General features: G+C 71.2%; 25 protein-coding genes, 1 pseudogene and 3 riboswitches. Of the genes and pseudogenes, 7 read left to right on the top strand and 19 right to left on the bottom strand.

The window, feature by feature from the left end; genetic code table 11:
- Window positions 1-21: 21 nt before the first annotated feature.
- The 12 genes and pseudogenes from TR48_RS13060 to TR48_RS13010 all read right to left on the bottom strand — a co-directional run bounded on the left by TR48_RS13060 (window position 22) and on the right by TR48_RS13010 (window position 11,167).
- The gene (locus TR48_RS13060; protein ID WP_042366365.1) at window positions 22-528 is read right to left on the bottom strand and encodes a flavin reductase family protein; all 507 of its coding nucleotides are present in this window, start codon (window positions 526-528) and stop codon (window positions 22-24) included.
- Window positions 525-1,634, bottom strand: coding sequence for an LLM class flavin-dependent oxidoreductase (locus TR48_RS13055; RefSeq protein ID WP_042366363.1), 1,110 nt, complete (start codon window positions 1,632-1,634; stop codon window positions 525-527). Before TR48_RS13055 ends, TR48_RS13060 begins: the two co-directional genes overlap by 4 nt.
- 1 nt (window position 1,635) lies before the next feature.
- Window positions 1,636-2,460, bottom strand: a complete 825-nt coding sequence (locus tag TR48_RS13050; protein ID WP_084729312.1) for an ABC transporter ATP-binding protein — start codon at window positions 2,458-2,460, stop codon at window positions 1,636-1,638.
- Complete coding sequence (locus TR48_RS13045) at window positions 2,436-3,338, bottom strand: ABC transporter permease (protein ID WP_084729310.1); 903 nt, start codon at window positions 3,336-3,338, stop codon at window positions 2,436-2,438. The genes TR48_RS13050 and TR48_RS13045 overlap by 25 nt, the downstream gene beginning before the upstream one ends.
- Before the next feature lie 2 nt (window positions 3,339-3,340).
- Entirely contained in the window at window positions 3,341-4,408 is a 1,068-nt protein-coding gene (locus TR48_RS13040) for an ABC transporter substrate-binding protein (RefSeq protein WP_042366361.1), read from the bottom strand.
- A gap of 76 nt (window positions 4,409-4,484) precedes the next feature.
- The gene (locus tag TR48_RS13035) at window positions 4,485-5,438 is read right to left on the bottom strand and encodes a TauD/TfdA dioxygenase family protein (protein WP_042366359.1); all 954 of its coding nucleotides are present in this window, start codon (window positions 5,436-5,438) and stop codon (window positions 4,485-4,487) included.
- A 469-nt stretch (window positions 5,439-5,907) separates the two neighbouring features.
- The gene (locus TR48_RS13030) at window positions 5,908-7,098 is read right to left on the bottom strand and encodes an ROK family protein (RefSeq protein ID WP_042366357.1); all 1,191 of its coding nucleotides are present in this window, start codon (window positions 7,096-7,098) and stop codon (window positions 5,908-5,910) included.
- Window positions 7,099-7,225: 127 nt separating this feature from the next.
- A pseudogene (locus TR48_RS45445) lies at window positions 7,226-7,351 on the bottom strand (winged helix-turn-helix domain-containing protein); the annotation flags it as partial.
- Window positions 7,352-7,381: 30 nt separating this feature from the next.
- Window positions 7,382-8,149, bottom strand: a complete 768-nt coding sequence (locus TR48_RS13025; RefSeq protein WP_042366355.1) for a GNAT family N-acetyltransferase — start codon at window positions 8,147-8,149, stop codon at window positions 7,382-7,384.
- A 98-nt stretch (window positions 8,150-8,247) separates the two neighbouring features.
- Window positions 8,248-9,276: an ABC transporter substrate-binding protein gene (locus tag TR48_RS13020; protein ID WP_042366353.1), complete on the bottom strand. Its 1,029-nt coding sequence runs from the start codon at window positions 9,274-9,276 to the stop codon at window positions 8,248-8,250.
- Between the two features lie 59 nt (window positions 9,277-9,335).
- A complete protein-coding gene (locus TR48_RS13015) occupies window positions 9,336-10,145 on the bottom strand; it encodes an amino acid ABC transporter ATP-binding protein (protein WP_152627945.1) in 810 nt (269 codons plus the stop codon).
- Window positions 10,142-11,167: an amino acid ABC transporter permease gene (locus TR48_RS13010; protein ID WP_042366351.1), complete on the bottom strand. Its 1,026-nt coding sequence runs from the start codon at window positions 11,165-11,167 to the stop codon at window positions 10,142-10,144. The genes TR48_RS13015 and TR48_RS13010 overlap by 4 nt, the downstream gene beginning before the upstream one ends.
- Window positions 11,168-11,506: 339 nt before the next feature.
- Window positions 11,507-11,612: riboswitch (SAM riboswitch) on the bottom strand.
- Window positions 11,613-11,827: 215 nt separating this feature from the next.
- Window positions 11,828-11,940, top strand: a riboswitch (SAM riboswitch).
- A gap of 38 nt (window positions 11,941-11,978) precedes the next feature.
- Here TR48_RS13010 and TR48_RS46315 point away from each other — a divergent pair.
- The 7 genes from TR48_RS46315 to TR48_RS12980 all read left to right on the top strand — a co-directional run bounded on the left by TR48_RS46315 (window position 11,979) and on the right by TR48_RS12980 (window position 18,558).
- Window positions 11,979-12,104, top strand: coding sequence for a putative leader peptide (locus TR48_RS46315; RefSeq protein ID WP_268873574.1), 126 nt, complete (start codon window positions 11,979-11,981; stop codon window positions 12,102-12,104).
- Between the two features lie 210 nt (window positions 12,105-12,314).
- Window positions 12,315-13,577, top strand: a complete 1,263-nt coding sequence (locus TR48_RS13005) for an LLM class flavin-dependent oxidoreductase (protein WP_042366349.1) — start codon at window positions 12,315-12,317, stop codon at window positions 13,575-13,577.
- Between the two features lie 21 nt (window positions 13,578-13,598).
- Entirely contained in the window at window positions 13,599-14,969 is a 1,371-nt protein-coding gene (locus TR48_RS13000) for an NtaA/DmoA family FMN-dependent monooxygenase (protein WP_042366347.1), read from the top strand.
- Window positions 14,966-16,069, top strand: a complete 1,104-nt coding sequence (locus tag TR48_RS12995) for an LLM class flavin-dependent oxidoreductase (RefSeq protein WP_042366340.1) — start codon at window positions 14,966-14,968, stop codon at window positions 16,067-16,069. Before TR48_RS13000 ends, TR48_RS12995 begins: the two co-directional genes overlap by 4 nt.
- Before the next feature lie 19 nt (window positions 16,070-16,088).
- Window positions 16,089-17,222 carry an LLM class flavin-dependent oxidoreductase gene (locus TR48_RS12990; protein ID WP_042366338.1) on the top strand — a complete coding sequence of 378 codons (1,134 nt, stop codon included), beginning with the start codon at window positions 16,089-16,091 and terminating at the stop codon, window positions 17,220-17,222.
- Window positions 17,219-17,746: a flavin reductase family protein gene (locus TR48_RS12985; protein WP_052442637.1), complete on the top strand. Its 528-nt coding sequence runs from the start codon at window positions 17,219-17,221 to the stop codon at window positions 17,744-17,746. Before TR48_RS12990 ends, TR48_RS12985 begins: the two co-directional genes overlap by 4 nt.
- Window positions 17,743-18,558: a DUF1684 domain-containing protein gene (locus TR48_RS12980; protein ID WP_042366335.1), complete on the top strand. Its 816-nt coding sequence runs from the start codon at window positions 17,743-17,745 to the stop codon at window positions 18,556-18,558. Before TR48_RS12985 ends, TR48_RS12980 begins: the two co-directional genes overlap by 4 nt.
- Window positions 18,559-18,631: 73 nt before the next feature.
- On the opposite strand, the gene TR48_RS12975 is transcribed toward TR48_RS12980, so the two are convergent.
- The 7 genes from TR48_RS12975 to TR48_RS12950 form a co-directional block, all read right to left on the bottom strand.
- Window positions 18,632-19,444 carry a DUF1684 domain-containing protein gene (locus TR48_RS12975; protein ID WP_042366333.1) on the bottom strand — a complete coding sequence of 271 codons (813 nt, stop codon included), beginning with the start codon at window positions 19,442-19,444 and terminating at the stop codon, window positions 18,632-18,634.
- A 144-nt stretch (window positions 19,445-19,588) separates the two neighbouring features.
- Complete coding sequence (locus TR48_RS12970) at window positions 19,589-20,413, bottom strand: transporter substrate-binding domain-containing protein (protein WP_201777114.1); 825 nt, start codon at window positions 20,411-20,413, stop codon at window positions 19,589-19,591.
- A 199-nt stretch (window positions 20,414-20,612) separates the two neighbouring features.
- Window positions 20,613-21,392, bottom strand: a complete 780-nt coding sequence (locus tag TR48_RS12965; RefSeq protein ID WP_042366329.1) for an amino acid ABC transporter ATP-binding protein — start codon at window positions 21,390-21,392, stop codon at window positions 20,613-20,615.
- On the bottom strand, window positions 21,389-22,381 hold the full coding sequence (locus tag TR48_RS12960) for an amino acid ABC transporter permease (protein WP_042366327.1): 993 nt from the start codon (window positions 22,379-22,381) through the stop codon (window positions 21,389-21,391). The genes TR48_RS12965 and TR48_RS12960 overlap by 4 nt, the downstream gene beginning before the upstream one ends.
- A 109-nt stretch (window positions 22,382-22,490) precedes the next feature.
- Window positions 22,491-22,565 (bottom strand): putative leader peptide, encoded by a 75-nt coding sequence (locus tag TR48_RS46580; RefSeq protein ID WP_369405575.1) that lies wholly within the window; start codon window positions 22,563-22,565, stop codon window positions 22,491-22,493.
- Window positions 22,566-22,676: 111 nt separating this feature from the next.
- A riboswitch (SAM riboswitch) is annotated at window positions 22,677-22,793 on the bottom strand.
- 226 nt (window positions 22,794-23,019) lie between these two features.
- Window positions 23,020-23,637, bottom strand: coding sequence for a nitroreductase family protein (locus TR48_RS12955; protein ID WP_042366325.1), 618 nt, complete (start codon window positions 23,635-23,637; stop codon window positions 23,020-23,022).
- Between the two features lie 178 nt (window positions 23,638-23,815).
- A complete protein-coding gene (locus TR48_RS12950) occupies window positions 23,816-24,961 on the bottom strand; it encodes an LLM class flavin-dependent oxidoreductase (protein ID WP_042366322.1) in 1,146 nt (381 codons plus the stop codon).
- Between the last annotated feature and the right edge of the window lie 1,043 nt (window positions 24,962-26,004).

The raw sequence follows: 26,004 nt of genomic DNA, 5'->3' as shown, positions 1-26,004 counted from the left end.
GTGTGTGGTTCCTTCGTGGTCTCAGCGGATGGGGCGCAGGGCGCCGGGGTTGAGCGAGCGGAACACGCTCGCGTGGAAGACCAGCGGCTCCACGGCCGGTTCGGCGTGCAGGTCGTGGACGCGCAGGACGACGATGTCGTGGTCTCCGGCGCGGACCACCTGTTCGAGTGAGCAGTCGAACCAGGCGCTCGCGCCGTCCAGCAGCACGGCGCCGTCGGGTGTGGCTCGCCAGGCGACGCCGGTGAACCGCTCGCCGCTCGGCCCCGCGAGGCGTCGGCACACGGCCGCGTGGTCCGTGCCGAGGACGCTGATGCCCAGGCGTTCGGCTCGGCGCAGCGCCGGCCAGGTGCTGGAGCTGTGAGCCATGCAGACGGAGACGAGCGGGGGCGTGAGCGACACCGAGGTGAACGAACTGGCCGCGACCCCGGCGGGTTTTCCGTCGACGAGGGCGGCGAGGGCCGTGACGCCGGTGGGGAACGCGGCGAAGACAGCCCGCAGTGAGGTGCTGTCGTGGGCGAGGGCGGTCATGCTGGGACCTCCGTGCGAGTGATCGGCTGCGTGGTGCCCGGTTCGGTCTGTCGCAGCAGTGGGAGGAGCCGGTCGCCGACGCGGGCGATCTCCTCGCGGTACGGGGTGTCGGACAGCACGAAGTGCGTCACCCCGAGCGCGCGGTACCGGTTCAGGGCGTCGGCGACGTCCTGCGCGGAGCCGACCAGCCACGTGGTTCCGGCTCCTCCGCCCCCGTAACGGCCCGGCGTCGTGTAGAGGCAGCTGTCCAGGACCTCGCCGCGCTCCTGCAGGTCGAGCAGGCGGCGCTGACCGACGGCGGTCCGGCGTTGGCGCGCCTCGGGGTCGTGGGCACCCTGCCGGGCCATGTGGGCGACCTTCTCCTCGGCGGCGAGCCACGCCTCCTCGGTCGTGTCCCGCACGACGGTGGTCACGCGCAGACCGAACTCCAGCGGCCGATGGCCGCGTTCGACGCCCGCGCTGAGCCCGCGCAGCCGCTCGATCCGCTCGGCGACGCCGTCCAGGGGTTCGCCCCAGAACAGTTGGACGTCGGCCTCCTGCGCGGCGACCTTCTCGGCGGCCTCGCTCGCGCCGCCGAAGTACAGCCGTGGGTGCCGTCCCTCCTCGGCGCCCCACGGCCGGGGCCGGACGGTGGAGTCGTCCACCCGGTAGTGCTCGCCGTGGAAGGTCACCTGCTCCTCGCTCCACAGGCGTCGCACCAGACGGAGGAACTCCAGGGTGCGGTCGTAGCGGCGGGAGGGGTCGAACTCGCCGTCGCCGTAGGCGCCGGGGTCGTCCAGGCCGCTGACGATGTTGACCAGGACCCGGCCCCGGCTGAGCTGGTCGAGCGTGGCGGCGGCGGAGGCGAAGTTCGCCGGGTGCCAGTAGCCGGGCCTGATCGCGATGAGCGGCTTGAAGGTCGTGGTGCGGGCCGCGAGAGAGGCCGCGACGGTGAAGGTGTCCGGTCGACCCCAACCGGTGCCCAGGAGCGCTCCGGCCCAGCCGTGGTCCTCGACCGCGTGGGCGAGTTCGGTGGAGTGTTCGAGGGTGCCCCAGCCTTCGTGGGCGTCGTCGCCGCGATGCCCGGGTTCGACGGTGTTCGGGATGTACCAGAGGTACTCGCCCACTTCAGTCCTCCTGCGGGCCGGCGCCGGCCGGTCCGCCGTCGGGCCGCACCCCGAGGGCGGCCAGGAGCCGCTCGCGGTGCTCGCCCAGCTGCGGGTCACGGTAGACGCGGGGGTGGGGCAGGTCGACGCCCAGGTCGACGGCGAGCCGCCCGTGGTCGAGGACCAGCACGCGGTCGGCGAGGGCGACGGCCTCGTCGACGTCGTGGGTGACCAGCAGCACGGACGGGTGGTGGCGCTGCCACAGTTCGCGCAGCAGGGTGTGCATGCGGATCCGGGTGAGCGCGTCGAGTGCCCCGAACGGCTCGTCGGCGAGCAGGAGTTCGGGCTCGCGTACCAGGGCGCGGGCCAGCGCCGCGCGCTGCTGCTCGCCGCCGGAGAGCTCACCGGGCCAGGCGTTCTCCCGGCCTGCCAGGCCGACCTCGGCGAGCGCCGCCCGTGCGCGCTCGGCCGGGTCGCGACCGTCGGCCTCGCGTCCGGGCGCGCCGAGCAGGACGTTGTCCAGCACGCGCCGCCAGGGCAGCAGGCGGGAGTCCTGGAAGACCACCGAAACGCGTTCGGGGGTGGCGAGTTCACCGGTGCCGACGGTGTCGTGGTCGAGTCCGGCGACGGCACGCAACAGGGTGCTCTTGCCGGAGCCCGAGTGGCCCAGGAGGGCGACGAACTGACCGGGCGGGAACTCCAGGTCGATGCCGTCCAGCACGGTGCGCGCGCCGAAGGAGCGGGTCAGGCCGGTGAGGCTTACAGCGGACGCGGGCGGGACGGGCGACGGGGTCGACTGTTGGGCTGTCACCTGCTGAGCGTTCAGCTGCTGAGCGATCGGCGCCATGTCAGGACCCTCCTTTCCAGGAGACGGACGGCGGAGTCGGAGGCGAATCCGAAGACTCCGTAGATGAGCAGTCCGAGGACGATGACGTCGGTCTGGCCGTAGTTCTGCGCCTGGAACATCATGTAGCCGAGGCCGTCGGTGGCGTTGATCTGCTCCAGGACGACCAGGGAGAGCCAGGAGCCGGTGACGGCCAGGCGCAGTCCGACGAAGAAGCCGGGCAGGGCACCGGGGATGACGACCTGTCGGACGAACTGCCAGCGGCTCAGCCGAAGGGTCTCGGCGAGTTCGACGTAGCGGGCGTCGATCCCGGCCAGGGCGGCGTGCAGGTTGAGGTAGACCGGGATGTAGACGACGATCGCGATGATGACGATCTTGAACGTCTCGCCGATGCCCAGCCACAGGATGAACAGCGGGATCAGGCCGAGCGTCGGCACCGCGCGGTTGACCTGCACCGTGCCGTCGATCAGTGCCTCGCCGATCCGGCTCAGGCCGGCCAACAGTGCCAGCGCCACGCCCGCGACCAGGCCGATGGCGAAGCCCTGGGCCGCACGCCACAGGGAGGTGCCCAGATCGGTGCGCAGCGTTCCTGTTGTCCACAGATGCGCGCCCGTGTGCAGGACGGTCCAAGGCGCGGGCAGGACCCGCGGGTCCAGCAGCCCGGCCGCGCTGGCCACCGCCCACACGGCCAGCAGGAGCAGCGGGCCCAGCAGTCGGGCATAGGGACGGCGCTTGCCCGGGGAGAGCCGGCGCGTCCGGGGGCGTCCGGTCGCCGTCGCCCTCCGGACCGGCCCGGATTCGGGTACCGGGCCGGGAGCCGGCCGGGTGACGGTGCGCTCGGGCGCTGTCACCACGGCGGTGGAGGATACGTGGTCGGCCATGGTCAGCTCCGGTACTGGGCGGGGACGGCGGCAGCCGCCAGATGCTCGAACCTGCGGTCGAAGAGCGTCTCGGCCTGGAAGGACTTCACGTAGCCGCCCTGCGCCAACAGGTCGACGGTCTGCTGCTCCCAGGCGATCGCCTCATCCCAACTCGGGGGCAGCAGAGGCTTGTTGCTCAGCGCGGTCACCTGCTGGGCCTGAGTGAGGCTGATGTTCTGCGTCTTGACGTAGTACTCCTGCTCCCACACGGTGGGGTTCTCGTAGACCCAGACCAGGCCCTTGGCCCAGATGGGAATGAAGGCCGCGACCGCCGCCGCCTTGTCGGCGTCCGCCAGCACCTGGGCCGGGGCCCACAGCAGGTTGAGCAGGTCCACCACATCGGTGGTGATGGTGTGCGCGCCGTCGGAGCCGTAGCGGTTGAGATAGGCGGGGGCCTGGGAGATCGCCAGCGGCGCGATGTCCACCTGGCCGGCCTCCAGCGCGGTCAGGAACTGGTTGCTGGTCAGCGGAACGAGCTGCACGTCGGAGTCCTTGAGCCCGGCCTCGCGCAGCGCCCGCAGCAGCACCACGCCCTGAGCCTGTCCCTGGGAGAAGGCCAGCTTCTTGCCCGCGAACTGCGCCACCGACTGGATGTCGCTGTGCGGTTTGGTCGCGAACAGGTAGTTCGGCTTGCGGGTCAGGTCGAGGGCCACGATGCGGGCGTCGTAGCCCTGGAAGTGCGCCTGGATCGGCGGGATGCCGGCGTTGTTGGCCAGGTCGAGCGAGTTGGCCCGGAAGGCGTTGATGACGTCCGGTCCGGCGGCGATGTTCGGCCAGGAGGAGACGGTGAACGGGATCTGCTTGATCAGACCCGAGAGCTGGAGCTGGAGCTGCTCGGCGCCGAGTGCGGAGGCGATGCGCAGGCCGGTGCCGGTGGGCACCGCCGTGGGCAGTGCGGCGCTGCTCGCCAGCGCCGGACCACTGGCGGCCGCACTGGTGCAGGCGCTCAGGCCGAGCGCCGCACCGGCGCCGAGGAGGGTCTGCAGGAACAGTCTTCGGTTCGGGGCGGAGACGCCCTGGGGTGTGGACACGGACGTACTGATCCTTCCGGTCGGACGCGCGGGTCGGTTGCGCTCTGGTGCGCGGCGCGATGTCGGTGGGGTGGTGTCAGGAGGCGACGGCGACGCGGTGGTCGGCCGTGAAGGGGCGTCCGGCGAGGAGCTCGGACTCACGTCCGTCCGGTCCGACGGGCACCTCGCCGATCAGGGTGACCCGGTGCAGGCGGCGCTCCACGTCGAGGTGCTCCAGGTCGCGCGGGGCCAGGTGCGCAGTGGCGCGGTTGTCCCAGAAGGCGACGTGTCCGGTCTCCCAGCGGAAGCGCACCGTGTACTCGGGCCGGGTGATCTCCGCGTAGAGCAGGTCGAGGATGCGCTTGCTCTCGGTCGGGGTGACGTCGACGATGTGGCTGGTGAAGACCGGGTTCACGAACAGCGCGCGCTCCCCGGTCTCGGGGTGCACCCGCACCACGGGGTGGACGGCCACCAGCAGGTTGTCGTTGATCCGGCGGGCGTACTCGCTGTCCCCGTCGGCCGCCCGACCGCCGCCGTAGCGGTGCTCGGCCCGCAGGGTGTCCACGAAGGCACGGACGGGAGCGGACAGCCCCTCGTACGCGGCGACGAGGTTGGTCCACTGGGTGTCGCCACCGACCTCGGGAACGGTCTCGGCGCGCAGGATGGACCCGGACGGCGGGTTCACCGCGGCCGTGACGTCGGTGTGCCAGCCGTCGGTGTAGCTGTACTGACGCTTGCGGTACTCGTCGCGGAAGCCCTTGCCGTAGCGCTCCTCGAAGCGGCGCGGGTCGACCGTGAAGATCTCCGGGTGGTCCGCCGGCGGGGCGTCGTCGTGCGGGTGGGCGTAGGTCAGCTCGCCGAACTGGCGCGCGAAGGCGATCTGGGTGCCGTGGTCGAGGCTCTGGCCCCGGAAGAAGACGACCTTGTGGCGGTGCAGGGCCTGCTTGACGATGTCGACGGCCTCGGCCGACAGCGGCTGCGCGAGATCGACGCCGTCGATGTCGGCGCCGATGTGACCGGCGACGGGACGGACGGTGGGCGTGCTGCTCATGGGGGCGGTTTCCTTCCGGTGACGGACGGTGTGCACGGGCGGCGACGAGGCGGCACGCCAGGCGGAGCAACGGCATGACGGCGCCAGGAGACGACGAACGTGCGCATGACGGACGAGAGGCGTGGCGATGGCGAGGCCTGGCGTTACGTCAGGGCATGACGCGGTGACGCCCGTGGCTCGCGGATGTGGAAGGCGCCGGCCGGCGTCAACGCGAAGAAGGCAGGCGCGGAAGCGCGGCAGTCAGCGCCGCGTGGCGCGTGCGCAGGAGTGCGTCTGCGGCAGGCCGGTCAGCAGGCGCGACAGCGCAGGCCGGCGAAGTGGTGCGCGCGGAAGGCGTTCACGGGGAGCCGCTGTGCGGCTGCCCGGATCGTGGCCTTGTGCTGCGCGTCCATGGATCCAGTCTGCCGCCGCGACGCCGCCTGGGGCAACGGTTTCTGGCGGCGTGGAAGAAATGCCGCGGGATCGTGACTCACCCCGCCGCTCCAGCCGTACGCAGCCCCAACGGGTCCCGATAGACGGACGCGAGCACGGGCACAGCGGCCGCCACCGCGAGCGTGTCCGTCCCGAAAGAGCCGGCCCGCACCATGTCGGCGGCGCCGGTCAGTTCGCGGCTCAGTTCGGGCAGCAGGTGCGGGAGATGGAGGGTGACCGCCTCGGTAAGGACCACGACGTCCGGCTGGATCACGTCGAGGACCGGCCGAACGGCGCGGGCCACCATGCGAAGCCGGGTACGGCAAAGATCCAGGGCGCGCGCGTCGCCCGTGCGCGCGGCCTGGAGCAGCAGGGGCAGATCGGGTTGCGCAATGATGCCGTCAGCGACGGCGTGTGCGGCGATCGTGCGGTCGGCCACGGTGGCCTGCAGGCAGCCGGTACGACCGCACGGGCACGGCTGGGTCGATCCGGGAACGGCCAGGTGGGCGATACCGCCCGCGCCGTGCCGACGGCCCCGCAGCAGGGTTCCGCCGGTGGCGATCGCCGCGTCCACGGCGTTGCCCACGAACAGGTGCAGCAGGACGCCGTCGCCCACGGTGCCGAAGAGCAGCTCCGCTCGGGCCAAGGCCCGCGCATGGCCTTCCACATGGACGGGCAGCCGGACCGCTTGGCGCAGCGCGCGCCGAAACGGCACGTCGCGCCAGCCGAGCGCGGTGTTCTCGACGAGGACCCCCTTCTCGGGGTCCACCCAGCCGCCGGTGACCAGGCCCAACCCCAGGACGGAGAATCCGTTCGCGTGTCGCCGCAGGAATCGGGGCACCTGCACGGCGACCTCGTCCAGTACCGTGCCTGGATGCTCCGCTCGCGGCATGTGCTCGGACGCGATGACGCGGCCGCGCAGATCCGTGAGCGAGAAGGTGAGCCGTGGTACGGCGATGTGCACGCCGGCCGCTACGTGGTGCGAAGTGTCGATGTCGAGCGGGATGCGCGGGCGTCCCGGGCGGGGCTGCTGCCCGGGGTCCGGGGGTTGCCAGACCAGTCCCATGGCGAGCAGGTCCGCCGCGTGCCGCGACACGGCGGCAGCACTCAGTCGCGTCTCGCTGACGATGGCGGTGCGGGCCAGCGGTCCCCGATCCAGGACGGTCCGCAGGACGGCGGCCGCGCCGTCCGTCCGGTCGGGGCCGGGCTCCCGCGGGACCGGAGTCGGCGCGAACAGTGTTGGCAGCATGAGATCCCCTTGTTCGGGGTCGGCACGGAGCGGCGTGGTGGCCCGCGTGTCACGAGCTCCCGCCAGCGCGAGCGTTCGACGACGTGGTGTGTCGAACGCTCGAGACCGCGACGACCCGAGCCGCCTCCGTGCTCGGCCGGTACGTGTGGCCGACCCGGCGAACCCTCACGATGCTTTCTCGGTACCTCGGTCCGAGCTTGCGGCGCAAGCGGGCGATGTGGACGTCGACGGTCCGACCGTCACCGATGTGGCCGCAGATCGTCCACGGCGGCTTGACGCCCTGTCAGGCACGGTCCGCGTGGCGGACGGATTCGGATGCTCCCTGCGGCTGCGGCGCGCGGACGAGGAGGAAAGAGGTGCGGCGCCGCAGGGTGAAGCCGATGGACTCGTAGAGGCGGATGGCGCTGGTGTTCGCGGCGGCGGCATGCAGGAACGGCGTCTCCCCTCGTTGCCTGATTCCGGCGGCGACGGCGCGGACCAAGCGGGTCGCCAGTCCCTGGCCGCGGTGGTCCGGGTCGGTGCACACGGCGCTGATCTCGGTCCAGCCGGGCGGGTGCAGGCGTTCGCCGGCCATGGCGACAAGGCGGCCGTCGCGTCGGATGCCGAGGTAGGTGCCCAGTTCGACGGTGCGGGGCAGGAACGGCCCCGGCTTGGTACGGGCCACGAGAGCGAGCATCTCGGGCACGTCGTCGGGGCCGAGGCGGATCGCCTCGGGGGCCGGTTCCACCCGGAGCGCGGTGTCCACGAGTTGCACGCCCTGCCCGGACTCCACGATCTCCCAGCCCTCGGGGGGTGCGGTGATCGCCCCGTTCACGGCGGTCACGTTCCCCTGCCCGACCAGGGTGGCGAGGTCGCGCCAGGCGCTGGGGTCGGCCGGGTCGGCAAGGGCGGTGAACGGGGAGACGTCGACGGGGTAGCGGGCGGCGCGGCCGAGGCGTTCGGCGAGGTGGGCGTGCGGGCCGGTGAGGGCGGCCCAGGCGGGGTTGTCGAGGGGATGCGGTGGCGCGCCGAGGCGCTCCGGTGACTGCGGCGAGTGGACGCTGGTGGACACGATGGTGCGGTTCTCCCTCACGCAAGGGGTCGAGGGGCGGACCCCGGCGGGTGCCGGGGTCCGCCTGTCGGAGTCGGCGCGCAGCGGGGCGCGGACGATCAGGAGTTGGTGAGCGGCAGGCCGGGCGGGTTGATCTCGGAGGTGGGGACGGCCTCGTTGGACAGGTTCCAGGCGGCGAGCCACTTGGCGTACTGGCCGTTCTTGATGAGGTAGTTGATGGCGTCGGCGATCGGCTTGACGAGCCCGCTGTCCTTCTTCGTCGTCGCCGCGATGAGCCCCTGCAAGGAGGCGCCCGCGCCGGAGTAGGTGCCGGCGTTGCGGGTGGGGTTGGGAGTCTTGGCGTCCTGGGCGATCTGGTAGGCGATGCCGGGGTTCGGGCCGAAGTAGGCGTCGATCTTGCCGCCGACCAGCGCGAGGTGGGTGGCGTTGTTGTCGGGGAAGTACTTGACCGTGAGCTGCTTGCCGGCGGCCTTCAGCTTGGCCTGCCACTCCAGGAGGATCTTCTCCTGGTTGGTGCCGGCGCTGACCGCGACGGTCCTGCCCGCGAGGGTGGTGTAGTCGCCGTTGAAGTTCCAGGTGCTGGACTTGGTGACCTCGAAGGCGAGGTTGTCCTCGCGGTAGGAGGCGAAGTCGTACTTCTTCTTGCGCTCCTCGGTGTCGGTGATGTTGGAGAAGCCGACATCGGTGCGGCCGCTGTCGATGCCGACGAAGAGGTTCTCCCACGTGGAGTTCTGCACGACGGGCTTGAGGCCGAGGGCGGCGGCGACCAGGCGGCCGAAGTCGGGTTCGGCGCCGGTGAGGGTCTGCTGGTCGCTGCCGACGAAGGCGAGGGGCGGGAAGCCGGCGGGCAACGCGCCGACGCCGATGACCAGCTGGCCGCTCTTGGCGATCGAGGCCGGCAGCTCGGCGTGCAGGGAGGTGACTTCGGCGACCTTGATGTCGGTCTCGGTGCCCGCGCCGTTGGCGAGGGCGGCGACGGTGACCGCGCCGGTCGATGCGTGGTCCGCGGAGGTGGCGGCAGAGGAAGAGGCGGCGCTTCCGCAGGCGGCGAGGCCGACGGTGAGCGTGGCGGCGGCAGTGCCTGCGGACAGGCTGCGGAGGACTCTGCTGGTGCGGATGCCGGTCATGGCTGTTCCTTGCTTGTTCGGTGCCGGTGATGGGTTGGTCGGGTCGCAGTGGACGGGGCTCAGAGGACGCGGCTCAGGAACTCCCTGGTGCGCGGATGCCGCGGCTGGTCCAGCACTTCGGCCGGGCTGCCTTGTTCGAGAATCCGACCGCCGTCCATGAAGACGACGCGGTCGGCGACCTCGCGGGCGAAGCCGATCTCGTGGGTGACGATGACGAGGGTGGTGCCACTCGCGGCCAGGTCCTTGATGACGGCGAGCACCTCGCCGACCAGTTCCGGGTCGAGGGCGGAGGTGGGTTCGTCGAAGAGGATGACGCCCGGCCGCAGCGCGAGCGCGCGGGCGATCGCGACCCGCTGCTGCTGACCGCCGGACAGCTGCCGCGGGTAGGCGGCGGCCTTCTCCCCCATCCCTACCCGGTCCAGCAGCTCGCGTGCCCAGCGCTGGGCCTCGGGCTTGCGCAGTTGGCCGGTCGCGACGGGCGCGGCGGCCACGTTGTCCAGGACGGTCAGGTGCGGAAAGAGGTTGAAGTTCTGGAAGACGAAACCGATCCGGCCGCGCTGGGCCAGGATCTGGCGCTCGCTCAACTCCTTCAGCCTGCCCCGGTGCCACCGGACACCGACCGGTTCGCCGCCCAGGCTCACGTGGCCGAGCTGCGGCTGCTCCAGGTGGTTGATCACCCGAAGCAGGGTCGACTTGCCTGAGCCGGACGGGCCGATGATGGCCGTCACCTCGCCCGGAGCCACGGTCAGGTCGATTCCGTCCAGGACCCGGTGGGCCCCGTACCACTTGTGGACATCGTGGACCTCGACCGCGACGGGTACGGTGTCCGCATCCACGGGGCTGTCCAGCTCGGGGTTCAGGACGCTCATGACGCGGTCTCCTTCCGGACGCGGACGATGAGGGTGGACAGTCCGTGGCGCAGGCGTTGCACCGGGGTCGGCGGCAGGGTCCTCAGGGCGCCGCGCGAGTAGTGGCGTTCGACGTAGAACTGGACCACGGAGACGACGCTGGTGAGGATCACGTACCAGACGGTGGCGACCAGCAGCAGCGGCACGATGTCGCCCGGGTAGGTGCTGCCCATGCTCTGGACCGAGCCGAACAGGTCCAGCAGCGACACGTAGAAGACCAGCGAGGTGCCCTTCACCAGGCCGATCAGCTGGTTGACGTAGGAAGGGACGATGGCGCGCAGCGCCTGCGGGAAGACGATCCGGGCGAACTGGTAGCGCCTGGGCAGTCCGAGCGCCGCTGCGGCCTCGTGCTGGCCCTGGTCGACCGAGAGGATGCCGGCGCGCACGACCTCGGCGGCGTAGGCGGCCTCGTTGAGGCTCAGCCCGACGACCGCGATCACCATGTCGGTCGCCAGTTTCGACTCGTCGAAGTGCCAGAACGCCGGCCCGAACGGCACGCCGACGCTGAGCGTTCGGTACAGGGCGCTGAAGTTGTAGAGGAAGAGAAGCACCACGATCAGCGGCACCGAGCGGAACAGCCAGACGTAGACCCAGCTGATCGCGCGCAGCACCGGGCTGCGGGAGAGCCTGGCCAGGGCGAGGACGATGCCGCCCGCGAGCCCGAGCAGGGCGCTGTAGGCGGTGACCTCCAGGGTGATGACCAGCCCGTTCATCAGGACGGGTCGGGCGAACCAGTACTGGAACCGGTCCCACTGGTAGAAGGGGTTGGTCGCGAGCCCGTGGACGATCTGGGCGACCAGGACCAGCACGCCCACGCTGACGATCCAGCGGCCCGGGTGGCGCAGCGGGATCACCCGCTGCGCGGACCGCGCGTCGGCGGTGGAGGTGGTCTCGGCCGGCGCCGCGGCGGCTTGGGGCGGCGGGTCGGTGTCCCGGGGGCGCGCCGTGTCCGGGGGAACGGCGGGGACGAGAGCGTCGCTCATGGGTGAACTCCGGCGAAGGCGGGTGCCGGCGCCCGTGCCGACGGGCACCGCCACACGGCGGGGGATGCCGCCCCGGGGCGCGCCGCAGCGCGCCACGCGAGGGCGGGAGGCAGGGGTGCACGCCGCGCCGGGCGTGCGAGATGTACGTCCCGGCCGAAGGCCGGGGGAGGCTGTCAGCTCTGCTGAAGAGGACAGTCGGCGCCCGTACACAGGGCGCTGTTGACCCGCAGCAGGTCGACGGCACGGTTCAGGAACGCGGCAGCACGACCGCGGTGGCGGCCTGCGGCCGTCCCCGGAGCTGCGTGCATCGCCGTCACCTGTGCCATTCCGCCCCGAGGGGCATCGCGCTTACCGAGAGTTCGGTCCGGTCCTCACCTGGGGCACCCCGCCGCGTGGGGAGGGTTGCCGGTCAGCAAGCCAGGGCTTGTCGCTGACGCTCATGACCGTTCTGGTCGGCAAAGCTAGAAGCCTGGTCCGGCAGATGTCAACGCCGGACCGAGGCGTGAGATCCGGTTGGGATACGCGACAGGTGCGTCAAACACCCGCGCATGGCCGCCGGTTGGGGGCGCCCCGGGATCCGGCAAGCTCCGGCGGCGCCGGTGATCGTTGGGATTTCAACGGGATTGTGTCGGGGGCCGCTGTCGGGTTACGGTTCTGCCAGGTCACGAGTGTCAGCATCAAGCCCTGGCTTGCTGACCGGCAACCCTCCCACGCGGCGGGGTGCCCCAGGTGATGACCCGGCGACGCCGAAGACGGCGCCGTAAGCGCGAGTTCGAACCGGTGCCAGCCGACGGGGACGGAGGTGACGAGAGTGCGACAGACCCGTATGCCGTTCGCTGCCGTCACCGTCAAGGCCCGTTGCCGCGTCACCACCACGTTCGCACGGCTCCACATCGATCTGCAGCGCGTGACCACCGCGCTGTGTCCGGCCTCCTAGGACGCCTCGTGCCGCGCACCGTCGCGCCGCACGCCTCCTCCGCCTGATCCGCGCTTGCCATTCGGCGCCCGCCCCGTTCGTGCCGTCCGTCCCCAGCTGTCCGCCGCGGGGCCGGTTCCGCTCAGCGGGCCGCCTGCCGTGGCGCGGTGCGCGTCTCGGCAGGCGTCACCTTCGGACCACACCTCCCTTTCGAACCGGAAGCGGTCTCCCATGCCCGAATCCCCCCAGCCCGACGCTCCCCTGCCCGACGAGCGCGGTCTCCTGCACCTGGCCGTCGCCCTCGACGGCGCCGGCTGGCACCCCGCCGCCTGGCGCGAGCACGACGCCCGGCCCGAGGAACTGTTCACCGCCCGCTACTGGGCCGACCTGGTCGCCGAGGCCGAGCGCGGCCTGCTGGACCTGGTCACCATCGAGGACTCGCTCAGCCTGCAGTCCGCCCATCCCTTCGAGCCCGACGAACGGACCGACCAGGTGCGCGGCCGACTCGACGCGGTCCTGATCGCCGCGCGGATCGCGCCGCTGACCCGCCACATCGGGCTGGTGCCGACCGCCGTGGTGACCCACACCGAGCCGTTCCACCTGTCCAAGGCGATCGCCACCCTCGACTACGTGAGCAACGGCCGCGCCGGCATCCGGGTGAAGGTCTCCGGGCGCGCCGACGAGTTCGCGCACTTCGGGCGGCGCGAGGCGCCCCGGGTGAGTGCGGAGGACTTCGACTCGCCGTCAGGGCAGGCGGCGTTGGAGGAGCTCTTCGGCGAGGCGGAGGACTACGTCGAGGTGCTGCGGCGCCTGTGGGACAGCTGGGAGGACGACGCGGAGATCCGCGATGTCGCCACGGGCCGGTTCATCGACCGCAAGAAGCTGCACTACATCGACTTCGAGGGCAGCCGGTTCAGCGTGCGCGGGCCCTCCATCACCCCGCGTCCGCCGCAGGGCCAGCCGGTCGTCGCCGCCCTCGCCCACCGTGGCGAGCCCTACCGTCTGGTCGGCCGGTCGGGCGATCTGGGGTTCGTCACTCCGCACGACAGCGAGCACGCGCGGCAGCTCGTCGCCGAGATCCGTGCGGCCCAGGCGGCCGCGGGCCGCGCGGACGAGACCGTGCACATCTTCGGGGACCTGGTGGTCTTCCTCGACGAGGACCCCGGTGCCGCAGCCGACTGCAAGGCACGCCTGGACCGGAAGGCCGGCGCCGCGCTCACCAGCGACGCCGCCGTCTTCACCGGAACCCCGGCGGAGCTCGCCGACCTGCTGCAGGAGTGGCAGCGCGCCGGGCTCACCGGCTTCCGGCTGCGGCCCGGAACGCTCCCCTACGACCTGGAACAGATCACCCGCGGCCTGGTGCCCGAACTGCAGCGCCGGGGAATCTTCCGCACCGCCTACGAGGCGTCGACCCTGCGCGGCCTGCTCGGCCTGCCGCGCCCCGCCAACCGCTACGCGGCGGGCGCCGTTGACGCCACCGCAGCGCTCGTCTGAGCCGGAAGGACCCCACGCACCATGAGCAGCAAGCCGCTCAAGCAGATCCACCTCGCCGCGCACTTCCCCGGCGTCAACAACACCACCGTCTGGAGCGACCCGGCCGCCGGCAGCCAGATCGACTTCAGCTCCTTCGTCCACCTCGCGCGGACCGCCGAGCGCGCCAAGTTCGACTTCCTCTTCCTGGCCGAGGGGTTGCGACTGCGCGAGCAGAACGGCGAGATCTACGACCTCGACGTGGTGGGACGACCCGACACCTTCACCGTACTGGCCGCACTCGCCGCCGTCACCGACCGGCTCGGCCTGGCCGGGACCATCAACTCCACCTTCAACGAACCCTACGAGGTGGCACGGCAGTTCGCCTCGCTCGACCACCTCTCCGCCGGGCGTGCCGCCTGGAATGTGGTCACCTCCTGGGACGCGTTCACCGGCGAGAACTTCCGCCGCGGCGGGTTCCTGGCACAGGAGGACCGCTACGAGCGCGCCCGGCAGTTCCTGAACGCTACCTGGGAGCTGTTCGACTCCTGGCGCGGCAACGAGATCGTCGCGGACAAGGAGTCCGGGGTCTTCCTGCGCGACCCGAATCCGGGCCGGTTCGACCACCACGTCGGCGAGTTCGACATCTCCGGCCGCTTCGACGTCCCGCGCAGCCCGCAGGGGCGCCCGGTGATCTTCCAGGCCGGAGACTCCGAGGCCGGCCGCGAGTTCGCCGCCTCCGCCGCCGACGCGATCTTCACCCGCCACGGCACCCTGGAGGCGGGTCGCGCCTTCTACGGCGACGTCAAGGGACGCCTCGCCCGCTACGGCCGCTCCCCCGACGAGCTGAAGATCCTGCCCGGCGTCACCTTCGTCCTCGGCGAAACCGACGCCGAGGCCCAGGAGAGAGCGCTGGTGATCCGCCGTCAGCAGGTGAGCGGCCAGACCGCGATCAAGCTGTTGGAGCAGCTGTGGAACCGTGACCTGTCCGCCTACGACCCGGACGGTCCTCTCCCCGAGGTGGACCCGCTGGTCGGCGAACACACCGTGGCCCAGGGCCGGGCTTCGGTGCGGATGCACCGCGACCCGCTGACCGTGGCTTCCGAGTGGCGCGCCCTGGCGGACGCCAAGAAGCTCTCCATCCGTGACCTGATCGTGGAGGTGACCGGACGTCAGTCGTTCATCGGGACCCCCGCCCATGTCGCCGAGCAACTGAACGAGTTCGTGCAGACCGATGCGAGCGACGGGTTCATCTTGGTGCCGCACCTGACCCCGGGCGGCCTGGACGAGTTCGCCGACCGAGTCGTCCCGCTGCTCCAAGAGCGCGGCGTGTTCCGCACCGAGTACGCGGGCGAGACGCTGCGCGACCACCTGGGCCTGGCCCCTCTCTCCGTCCGAGCGGCGGCGGCCTCATGAAGTTCCTCGCCATCACGCTGATCGTGCACGCGCCCGACCCGGTCACCGGGGCGCGGACGTCGACGCAGGAGCGCTTCCAGGAGGTCGTGGAGAACGCGCTGTTCGCCGAGGAGCTGGGCTTCGACGGGTTCGGGGTCGGCGAGCGCCACGAGCGGCCGTTCATCTCCTCCTCGCCGCCGGTGGTGCTGAGCCACATCGCCGCGCTCACGCACCGGATCCGGCTGTTCACGGCGGTCACCACGCTGAGCCTGCTCGACCCGGTGCGCGCCTACGAGGACTACGCCACCCTCGACCATCTCTCCGGCGGTCGCCTGGAGCTGATCATCGGCAAGGGCAACGGCTCGGCCCAGCGGGATCTGTTCCAGGTCACGCCCGAGGACCAGTGGGATCGAAACGCCGAGTCCTACGAACTGTTCCGGCGCATCTGGCGGCAGGACAAGGTGTCGTTCAAGGCGCGATTCCGGCCCGAGCTGACGGAGGCCGAGGTGTGGCCGCGCCCGTTCCAGCAGCCCGTCCGGGTGTGGCACGGCAGCGCGACCAGCCGCGAGTCGGTCGACCTGGCCGCCCGCTACGGTGACCCGCTGTTCTCCGCCAACGTCACCAACCCGGTGGAGCCCTACGCCGAACTCGTGCGCCACTACCGCGAGCGGTGGGAGCACTACGGCCACGACCCGGCGTCGGCCACCGTGGGGGCGGGGACGGCGGGCTACTACGCCGCACGGACCTCTCAGGAGGCACTGGCCGCCTACCGGCCGGTCTTCGAGGGCCGGTTGGCCTTCCAGAAGCGGCTCGGCCTGGAGCCGGTCTTCTCCACCCTGGAGGACTTCGTCGAGCGCAGCTCCGCGCTGATCGGCAGCCCGCAGCAGGTGATCGAGAAGGTGCACCGCTACCACGAGCAGCTCGGCCACAGCGTGCTGCACCTGCACGCCGACGCCGACGGCCTCACACGCGCCCAGCATCGGGACAGCCTGGAGCTGTTCCAGTCCGACATCGCTCCTACGCTGCGCCGCGAGATCCCCGACCCGCCATGGCCCTGGGGCCCGGTGACCGGCGCACCCGGAACCGATGCGCCGGTCCCGGCCGCCGCCACGACGCCCTGACCCACGAAGGATCACCAACATGGCCAACACCCCGCTCACTGTCCTGGACCTCGTGCCGATCTCCTCCGGCTCCGACGCGAAGCAGGCCCTGCGCAACAGCATCGACCTGGCGCAGCACGCCGAGGACCTCGGCTACGCGCGCTACTGGTTCGCCGAGCACCACCTCAACCCAGGCGTCGCGGGCACCTCCCCAGCCGTGGTCCTGGCGCTGACAGCCGCGGCGACCTCGACGATCCGCCTCGGCGCCGGAGCCGTGCAGCTCGGCCACCGCACCGCGCTCGCCACCGTCGAGGAGTTCGGGCTGCTCGACGCGCTGCATCCGGGCCGGCTCGACCTCGGGCTGGGTCGCTCCGGCGGCAGGGCCGTGCCGTCGGCCGCTCGCGAGCCCGCCCTGCTCGGAGCGGCGGCCGTGGTCGGCGGCTACACGCCGAACGGGCTGCGGATACCGGGCCGGTTCTCCTACGAGCACCTGCTGCGCCACCCGCGCTTCGCCCTCCACCGGCAGCTGCTGCAGCTGCCGGGCGCCGAGTCCCAGCCCTACGACGAGCAGATCGCCGACATCCTCGCCCTGCTGTCGGGGACGTACGTCACCGGGGACGGCGTCGAGGCGCACGTCGTGCCCGGCGAGGGCGCGGACCTGCAGGTGTGGATCCTCGGCAGCAGCGCCGGGATCAGCGCCGAGATCGCGGGCGAGCACGGGCTGCGGTTCGCCGCCAACTACCACGTCAGCCCGGCCACCGTGCTGGAGGCCGCGGACGCCTACCGCGCCGCGTTCAAGCCCTCGGACGAGCTGGACCGTCCGTATGTCAGCGTCTCCGCCGACGTCGTGGTCGCCGAGGACGAGGCCACCGCCCGCGAGCTGGCCACCGGCTACGGCCTGTGGGTGCGCAGCATCCGCAGCGGCGATGGCGCCATCCCCTTCCCCACCCCTGATGAGGCCCGCGAGTACACCTGGACCGAGGCCGACCGGGCACTGGTCGCAGACCGCGTCGAGACCCAGTTCGTCGGCTCGCCCCGCCAGGTCGCCGATCAGCTGGAGACGTTGCGCGACGCCACCGGCGCGGACGAGCTGATCATCACCACCATCACGCACCAGCACGACGACCGGCTCCGCTCCTACGAGCTGCTCGCCGAGGAATGGGACAACCGATGACCGCGGCACCGGCGGAGCTCCGGCCCCTGGGGCAGCAGGAACTGCGGCACGCCTTCGGCGCCTTCCCCTCCGGGGTCACCGCCCTCGCCGCGCTCGCCGACGACGGCACGCCGGTCGGTATGGCCGCCAGCTCCTTCACCTCCGTGTCGCTCGACCCGCCCCTGGTCTCCGTCTGCGTCGCCCACACCTCGACCACCTGGCCGCTGCTGCGCGATCGCGCCAGGATCGGCGTCAGCGTGCTCGGCGCGCACCAGGCCGACGCCTGCCGCCGGCTCGCCTCCCGGGACGGCGACCGGTTTGCCGGCCTGAATTGGATCGCCGCCCCGGACGGGGCCGTGCTGATCGACGGCGCGAGCGCCCGATTCGACTGCGGCATCGAACGCCTGGTTCGGGCGGGCGACCACGACATCGTGCTGCTGCGCGTCCACGAACTCGACGCGGACCATGCGGTGGCGCCGCTGGTCTTCCACGCCAGCCGGTTCCACCGGCTCGCCACCACCGACACCCTTCCGGAGACACCATGACCGTCCAGGAGACCGAGACCGACGCGTTCGCCCATGCTTGGGAGCAGTGGCACGCCGAACGTGAGCGCGCCCTGACGGACCCGCACGGGTTCCTCGCCGTCACCAGCCTGCGCTGGCTGGACGCCGAACCCACCCGCTTCCCCGACGCCCCCGGTACCTGGTCCGCTGACGAAGACGGCGTCAGCGTCCGACTCGACGACGGCGAGGAGCTCGTCGTCGACGGCACCGTGGTGCGCGGCCAACACCGGTTCGGCGTCCTCGCGGAGCGGGCGAGCGTGTACGCGACCGCGGGCGAGGCGGTGATCGAGATCGCCAAACGCGGCGGACATGACATCCTTCGCCCGCGCCACCCCGACCACAAGCTGCGCGTCGAACACGCCCCCACCCCGGCCTACGCCCCGGATCCGCGCTGGTCGCTGACGGGCCGATACCTGGCGTTCGATGCGCCGCGCCCGGTGACCGTCGGCGCGGCCGTCGAAGGCCTGGAGCACGTCTACGACGCCCCCGGCGAGATCGAGTTCAAAACCCCCGACGACTCCACGCACCGCCTCACCGCGTTCGAAGGCGGTCGGCCGGGAAGTCTGCTGGTGCTCTTCACCGACGCCACCTCCGGCGTGACCACCTACGCCGCCAACCGCGCTCTCGCCGTGCCGGCCCCGGACGAGCAGGGCCGGGTCGTGCTCGACTTCAACCGGGCGACCAACCTGCCCTGCGCCTACACCGACCTGGCCACCTGCCCGCTGCCTCCCGCCGAGAACCGCCTCCCGACCGCGGTCGAGGCCGGAGAGAAGATCCCGCACGAGCGCGCCTGACGAACCCGATGAAGAGCGCATGCGTGTGCCCGAGCCGATACGACGGCTCGGGCACACGCATTCTCGCGCACGGTCAGCGGAGCACGAGACCCCGTGCCTTCAGGATGGCGCGCTCGCCCGCCGGAACAGGGAACGGCAGCGCGTTGCCCACGGTCGGCAGCGGGCAGAGGTAGTGCTCGGCGAACGCCGAAGGCGGCAACTGCGCGCGGTTGAAGTCCAGGACCGTTCGGCCCGTGCGGTCGGGTTCGGGGATGTCGACGACGCGGAAGCCGCACGGCTCCGCATCACGGCTCGGATCGCCCACGCTCACGCTCAGTCCGCCCTGGACCGTGCGCTGCACATCGAGCCGGTAGATCGCGCTCTCCCGGCCGAACGTCAGCGTCCCGGCCAGCTGGACCGGGCGCCTGTGCCCGTCGCTGTGGGAAACCGTGACCGTGCGGTCAGCCGGGAACGGGACGAACGTGGCGGGCCGGGCCCAGTCCGGGTCGTAGGGGTACGCGTCGATGCCCGCGAACGCGGTCCTCGCCGGCGCTGACGGGTCGAAGACCCGCACAGCGTAGCGGTCCTCGCGCACGATCAGCTGGAGTCGGCGGCCCCCGTGGGTGATCCGGAGTACGTTCGGACAGTCGGGACAGTCGTCCGGACAGAGCCGGACGGTGGCGCAGAGCGGCACGTCGTCCACGGAGACACCGTCGTGCCGGGCGGCCGTCAGGCTGACCTTCCCGGCCGCCCGGTCGACGGTCCAGCGTCCGGGCAGAGCCCAGCCGTCCCGTGCGGGTTCGTCCAGCCAGTGGGTGCCGGTGAGCGACAGCGGCCCGTAGAGGGCGCGGGCGCTCACCACGCGCTCGTCCCGCCAGTGCTTCCATGCCTCGGTTGCGGCGTCCATGGGTTACTCCTCGTCTCAGCAGCGGTTGGAGGCTGACAGGGCCTGGTGCGTCACGAACGGGCATGAATGATCAGTTGGGGCGGTATCGCCCGGGCGGGCCGGGCGGTGGTCCGGCGCCCCCGGACCACCGCCCCGCGAGCGGTCTCAGAACGTCGCGGTCGGGTTCACCACCGAGGTGCTGACCTCGGTGCCCGGCACGCCCCACTTGGCGAAGATCTTCGCATAGTCGCCGGTGGCGATGAGCTTGTTGACCGCGTCACTGATCGCCTTGGCGAGGGGCGAGCCCTTCGCGGTCACGAAGCCGACCGGTGTGCTGCTGATCTGGCCGAGGTACTTGGTGCCCGGCAGGTGCAGCGCGTCGTATTTCAGGCTCAGTGTCGGGCCGAAGTAGATGTCCACTTTCCCGTTGGCCAGGCCCAGGAAGATCGGCGCGGTGTCGGCGAAGTACTGCACGTGGTAGGGGCTCTTTCCGGCGACCGCGCATGTCGAGGCGCCGGCGGTCAGGATCTGCTGGAAGGTCGAGCCCGGGCTCGTCGCGACGTTGAAGCCGCACAGGCCGGTCAGCGAGGTCACCGAATCCGTCGCGAGCTCCTTGGAGCCGAGGAAGGACTGGCCGTCGTTGAGGTAGGTCGCGAAGTCGACCACCTGCTCGCGGGCCTTGGTGGCGCCGAAGTTGTCCTGACCGACGTCGAACTTTCCGTTCTGCACGCCGGGGATGACGGTCGGGAAGGTGCCGTACTGGATGTCCCAGCTGACGCCGAGCACCTTGGCGACCGCGTTGCGCAGGTCCACGTCGAGGCCGACGGTACTGCCGTCGGGCGCCTGCCCGGCGTGCGGCAGGCCGGAGGTGCCGATCGCCTGGCTGGTTCCGAGGACGAGGGTGCCGCGGCTCTGGACCGCCTTGGGCAGTTCGGCGTGCAGGGCGGGGTCCGTCTGGACGGACGAGACGACGTCCTGGGTCGGGAACACCGTATTCGTCGTGGAGGGTGCTGCTTCACCCGGTGCCGCCGCCGCTGTCGTGGCTGCGGTGGAACCGGACCCGCAGGCGGTGAGCAGGGTCAGGGCGAGAGCGCCAACGGCGGCTGCCGTGGCGACAGGGACGCGCGGGAAGACGCGGCGCGAACGCGCTTCGGTCAACACAGAGGAACCTTTCAATCGGGGAAGAGCGTCAAAGAACGGCGGCGAGGAACGCGCGGGAGCGCTCGTGGCGGGGCCGGGTCAGCACGTCCGCCGGGGTCCCGGATTCGACGATCCGGCCGCCGTCGAGGAAGACGACGGTGTCGGCGACCTCACGGGCGAAGCCGATCTCGTGGGTGACCACGAGCATCGTCATGCCGCTGTGGGCCAGGTCCTTCATCACAGCGAGGACCTCGCCGACCAGTTCGGGGTCCAGAGCGCTGGTGGGCTCGTCGAAGAGCAGCAGCCGTGGCTCCATCGCGAGCGCCCTCGCGATCGCGACGCGCTGCTGCTGTCCACCCGACAGCCGGCCCGGGTACTCGCCTTCGCGTCCGGCGAGTCCCACCAGCTCCAGCAGCTCCCGCGCCTTCGACACGGCCTGGTTGCGCGGGACCCGGTGCACGGCGACAGGTGCCTCCACGAGGTTGTCGAGCACGGTCAGGTGCGGGAAGAGGTTGAACTGCTGGAAGACCATGCCGACCCCGGCCCGCTGCCGGGTGATCGCGCGCGGGCCCAACTCGCGCAGCTTGCTCCCGTCGTAGCGGTAGCCGACGAGCTCACCGGCCACCTCGACGAATCCGGAGTCGGGCCGTTCCAGGTGGTTGATGGACCGCAGCAAGGTGGACTTGCCCGAACCCGAGGGCCCGAGCAGCACGGTCACCTCTCCCTCGCGCACGTCCAGGTCCACACCGTCCAGGACCACGTGGGGGCCGAAGCTCTTGCGCAGCCCCCTGATCCGCACCAGAGGCTCCATCGGCGTGCGTCCGCTCATGACAGGCCCACCAGTCCGTTGCGCAGCGAACCGCCCAGCAGCGGAACGTTGCCGCGCAGCAGGTCCCAGAATCCCCTGCCGCCACCACGGCGCCTGCTGCCGCGGGCGAAACGGCGCTCGACGAAGAACTGGCCGACCGACAGCAGCGTGGTCAGCAGGACGTACCAGAGGGTGGCGACCAACAGCAGCGGGACGATCAGGAAGTTCTGGTTGTAGATCAGCTGCGCCGAGTAGAGCAGGTCCTGGACGGCGATGACGCTGACGATCGAGGTCGCCTTGAGCATCCCGATCAGCAGGTTGCCGGAGGCCGGCACGATCGCGGGCATCGCCTGCGGCAGCACGATCCTGCGGAAGATCTTTGCGCGGCCCAGCCCAAGCGCCTGCGCCGCCTCGGTCTGGCCCTGGTCGACGGAGAGCAGACCGCCTCGGACGATCTCCGAGGAGAACGCGGCCACATCCAGACTGAGCCCGACGTAGGCGGCGAGGACCCCGCTGAACAAGTGCGCGGTCCGCACCGTCACGAACTCGCGCCCGAAGGGGATGCCGAGCGACAACTGCGGGTACAGCGAGGCGAGTTCATACCAGAAGAGCAACTGCACCAGGGGAGGGACGGAGCGCAGCAGCCACACGAAGCCGAAACTGAGGGAGACCAGAACCGGGTTGCGCGAAAGCCGCATCGCGGCGACGCCGATGCCGAGCAGGTAGCCGGTGGCCATGACCGCGGCCGTCAGCCACAGCGTCAAGGCCAGTCCGCGCAGGATCGCACCGTCCAGGAAGTAGTCGGCGACCACGGACCACTGGAAGCGGGGGTTGGTGAGCACACTGTGGACGAGCATCGCGAGCAGCACCAGCAGGACCAGGGCGGAGACCCACCGCCCCGGGCGGCGCAGCGGAACCAGTCGTGCAGCGAGCAACTCCTGGTCGCTGGGACCCTCACGGGCGGTCAGAACGGCGGTGGAAGGGCGGACGGATGTGTCGGAACTGCTCATGGCGAAGGTGTCCCATCCTGTGGAGGCACGCCGAAAGTCGCCGCTGGACAGGACGTTCAGGGGCGAGCGCGTGCGGGCGGTGAGAACTGGAGGTGTCGAACAGGTCTCGTCAGCAGCAGAGGGCTGCGCCGCCCGAACACAGCGCGCTGCTCACCCGCAACAGGTCGACATGCCTGCGGGCCACGCCGAACTCGAAGGCTCCGCGGGGCCGCGTCGAGCTGACCCCGCGGTACCGCCGTGCCTGCACCGTCCGGATCACGCGGGTCACCTCGCAGTCCTCAGGGCCCCAGCCTGGGCCTCGCGCTTACAGGAGGGCGACGGCGCCGTCCTGTCGGGTCATCACCTGGGGCACCCCACCGCGGCGGAGGGTTGCCGGCCAGCAAGCCAGGGCTTGACGCTGACACTCATGACCTGCGACTTACGCTAACTCTTCAACGCGCTTTGGACAATGGCGTCCGCCATCCGAAACACTGCGCGTGTTCGGTCCTGTCGATGCCGTTCACGCCCCGCAGCCACGCCGCGTTCATGCGGCTGTCTCGGCTGACCGGTCACCTATCGCCACATCCGCCGGATGCGGCCGGCCTGGGTGGGACAGCCGGACCGGTCGCATCCGTGAGGCCCCGGCCCTCACCCGCCCGTCACGTCTGCACAGGCAGGAGCAGTGGCTGTCCCCAGGTGGTCGAGAAGAAGGTCTCCTCACGCGGGCGCCGTTCGCGACTGGCGAGCTCCCGGTCCCGCAGCGGCTGCGGCAACAACTCGGCGGGGGCCACCTGGCCGACCGCGGTGACGGAGACCGGGATGTGGCCCTCGGGGATCGCGAACGCCTCTCGGATCCGGTCCGCGTGGAAGCCACCCATCTGGTGAGCGTGCAGACCCAGCGCGTGGGCCTGCACCGAGAGCTGGGCGACGGCGAGGCCGGTGTCGTAGCCACTCCCCGTCAGTGACTGCCCCTCGGCATCACGCTCTGCAGCGACGGCGACGACCAGCAGAGAGCTGCGTCCGGCCCACAGCTGGTTTGCGTCCATGAGCGAGGCGAAGATCTTCCTGAATGCCTCGCTGCCACGCTGCCCGGCCAGGAACCGCCACGGCTGGCGGTTCCTGGCCGAGGGCGCCCACCGGGCGGCCTCGACCAGCGAGGCGAGCTCGGCCTCGGACAGGACGTGCTCGGGGTCGAACGACCGCGGACTCCAGCGCTCGGCCAGGAGGGGATGAACGAGGGTGACGGACGCGTCTCCCTCGGCAACGGGTACGGACAAGGGTCACTCTCCTGGGAAGGCGGGGCGATTGGGGTAAGCCGGGGGCAAGTCGGTGTCCTGCGGGACCGGGCGTCCTGCCGCGCGCCTGCTCGGTGCGCGCCGGGACGACTGGGCTCCGGTCACGCGGACTGCGGAGGCCGCCGGGCGGGCGACGACGTGGTGCGTGCTGGTGCCGGATTCAGCGGGCGACTGCGGGAGACTGGCCGGCTGCGGCGATCCCACTCGCGCGCCGGCCACGCTCCGCTTCCCGGCGGGCGACCTCCGCGCGGACCAGAGGGATGACGTGGCGGCCGAAGTCGATCGCGTCGCCGAGCAGGTCGTAGCCGCGCGCGGAGAAGATCTCCACCCCCAGGTCGTAGTAGTCGAGCAGTGCCTGGGCCACCGTCTCCGGGGTGCCGACCAGCGCGGTGGAGTTGCCTGCGCCGCCCGTGGCCGCCGCTGTCGGGGTCCACAGCGCGCGGTCGTAGCGCTCACCCTGTTCCGCGACGGCGATCAGGCGCTGAGAGCCCGCGTTCTCCGGCTGCCCGCTCCCACGTCGGCGCGTGGAGGGCTTGGTCGCGCGCAGCTCGCGGATCGCTGCGACCGTGCGATGCGCCTTCTCCCAGGCCAGTGCCTCGGTGGGCGCGATGATCGGGCGGAAGGCGACCTGGATACGCGGTGGGGCCGTGCGGCCCGCAGCCCGGGCGGCGTCGTGGATCGCCTCGATCTGTCCGCGGGTCTGCTCCAGTGGCTCGCCCCACAACGCGTAGACGTCCGCGACCGCGCCGCCGGCGGCGTAGGCCGCGGGCGAGGATCCGCCGAAGGACACGGTCGGGTGCGGCTGCCGAACCGGGAAAACGTCGCTGAGGTAGTCCTGGAACGCGTAGTGGTCACCGGCGTGGTCGAAGGGGTCGTGGCTGGTCCAGACACGCTTCACGACCTCGATGTACTCGCGAGTCCGCCCGTAGCGCTCGTCCTTGGGGAGCCGGTCCCCCTCGCGCTGCTGCTCGTGGTCGTTGCCGCCGGTGATGAAGTGCACGCCCAGCCGCCCGTCGCTGATCTGGTCCAGCGTGGCGAACTCCCGCGCGGCGAAGGTGGGGTAGGACACGTTGGGGCGGTGGGCGAGCAGCAGTTGCAGGCTGCTGGTGTGAGCGGCGACCCAGGCCGCAGCGACGCCGGGCTCCGGCGATCCGGAGCCGTAGGCGAACAGGACCCGGTCCCAGCCGTGGTCCTCGTGGGCGCGGGCCAGCCGCAGGGTGTACTGCTTGTCGAACGAGGAGCCGCTGCGCGCGGCCGTCTCGCTTCCGTCGTTGGTTGCGGCGATGCCGAGGAACTCGACGGGCATGGCGAGGCCTTTCAGGCATGAGGGTGAACACGACGACACGTCACTGGCACGGCCACGCAGGCCTGCTGACGTGCTGGGCGCGCGCCGCTGCAAGGCGGACTCAACGGTCCGAGGTGCTGCGGCGGAGGCGAAAAGGGGAACGAGCAGCGGCGGCCGCAGGCCGACTCCTACCGGGGACACGCGGCGGACCACACCCGACCGAAGTCGATGTGGCCGCGGATGACCAGGAACTGCTCAGTGCTCACGCCGCCAGTTGACCATCCGGCCTTCGTCGCGTCAACAGGCCTGCGCCGAGCGCCGAGGTCTCCCGCCGGCTTCGCGCAGCACCCCCACCACGGCCATGGAAAGCGAGGGCGGCACCCTGTGTAGCCCCGGTCTTTCGAGCTGGTGGGATGTGTGGTCGTGGAGCCGGACGGCGTGCCTTGCTTCCGTTTCACCGTTCTGACTGGTCTGCGGTCAGCTCGTCCAGTCGACCTCGCCGCCCTGGCAGCAACGGCCCGTCATGCCCCGAGGCCGACCCTGCCGCGTGCCTGGAGCAACTGCTGGTTCCGCGCTCCGCCCAGCTTCCGGATAGTGGACACTCTCGTCTTGCATATCGAGCAAAGGCAGCCGCACCGAGCGCTGCGGGTTCCATGACCGGCTCGGAGAGAAGCAGCATTCCCATATTTCAGGACGATTTTTCCCGCATCCTGGACGATGCTGGACGGTGAAAGGTTCCAGCTGCGACGCTCCTGCCATGTCTGGTGCCGGAACAGCCCTGGTCGGTCGACTCCACGTCGACCTCGGACGCATGTGCAGCGCCATCTGTCCGACGAGCTGACCTCAGGACCCTGAGCAGCCGGACATCCCTGAGCCGGCCGCACAGTGTTGAGCGCCAACAGCCGCCTCTGGCCTCGAACGACGACGACAAGCACTCACGTCGACGCGGGCTCATGCCTGCCTCCTGCACCGCTGCCTCTTCCCTGGACCCCTCCACCTCACAGTCAGGACCCCACCCATGTCCCTCCGCTCCACCTCCCTCCGCTCTGCGAACACCCCCCGCT

The organism is Streptacidiphilus neutrinimicus (assembly GCF_000787815.1).
Classification (GTDB): domain Bacteria; phylum Actinomycetota; class Actinomycetes; order Streptomycetales; family Streptomycetaceae; genus Streptacidiphilus; species Streptacidiphilus neutrinimicus.
This window is presented reverse-complemented; position numbering and strand designations above follow the sequence as displayed.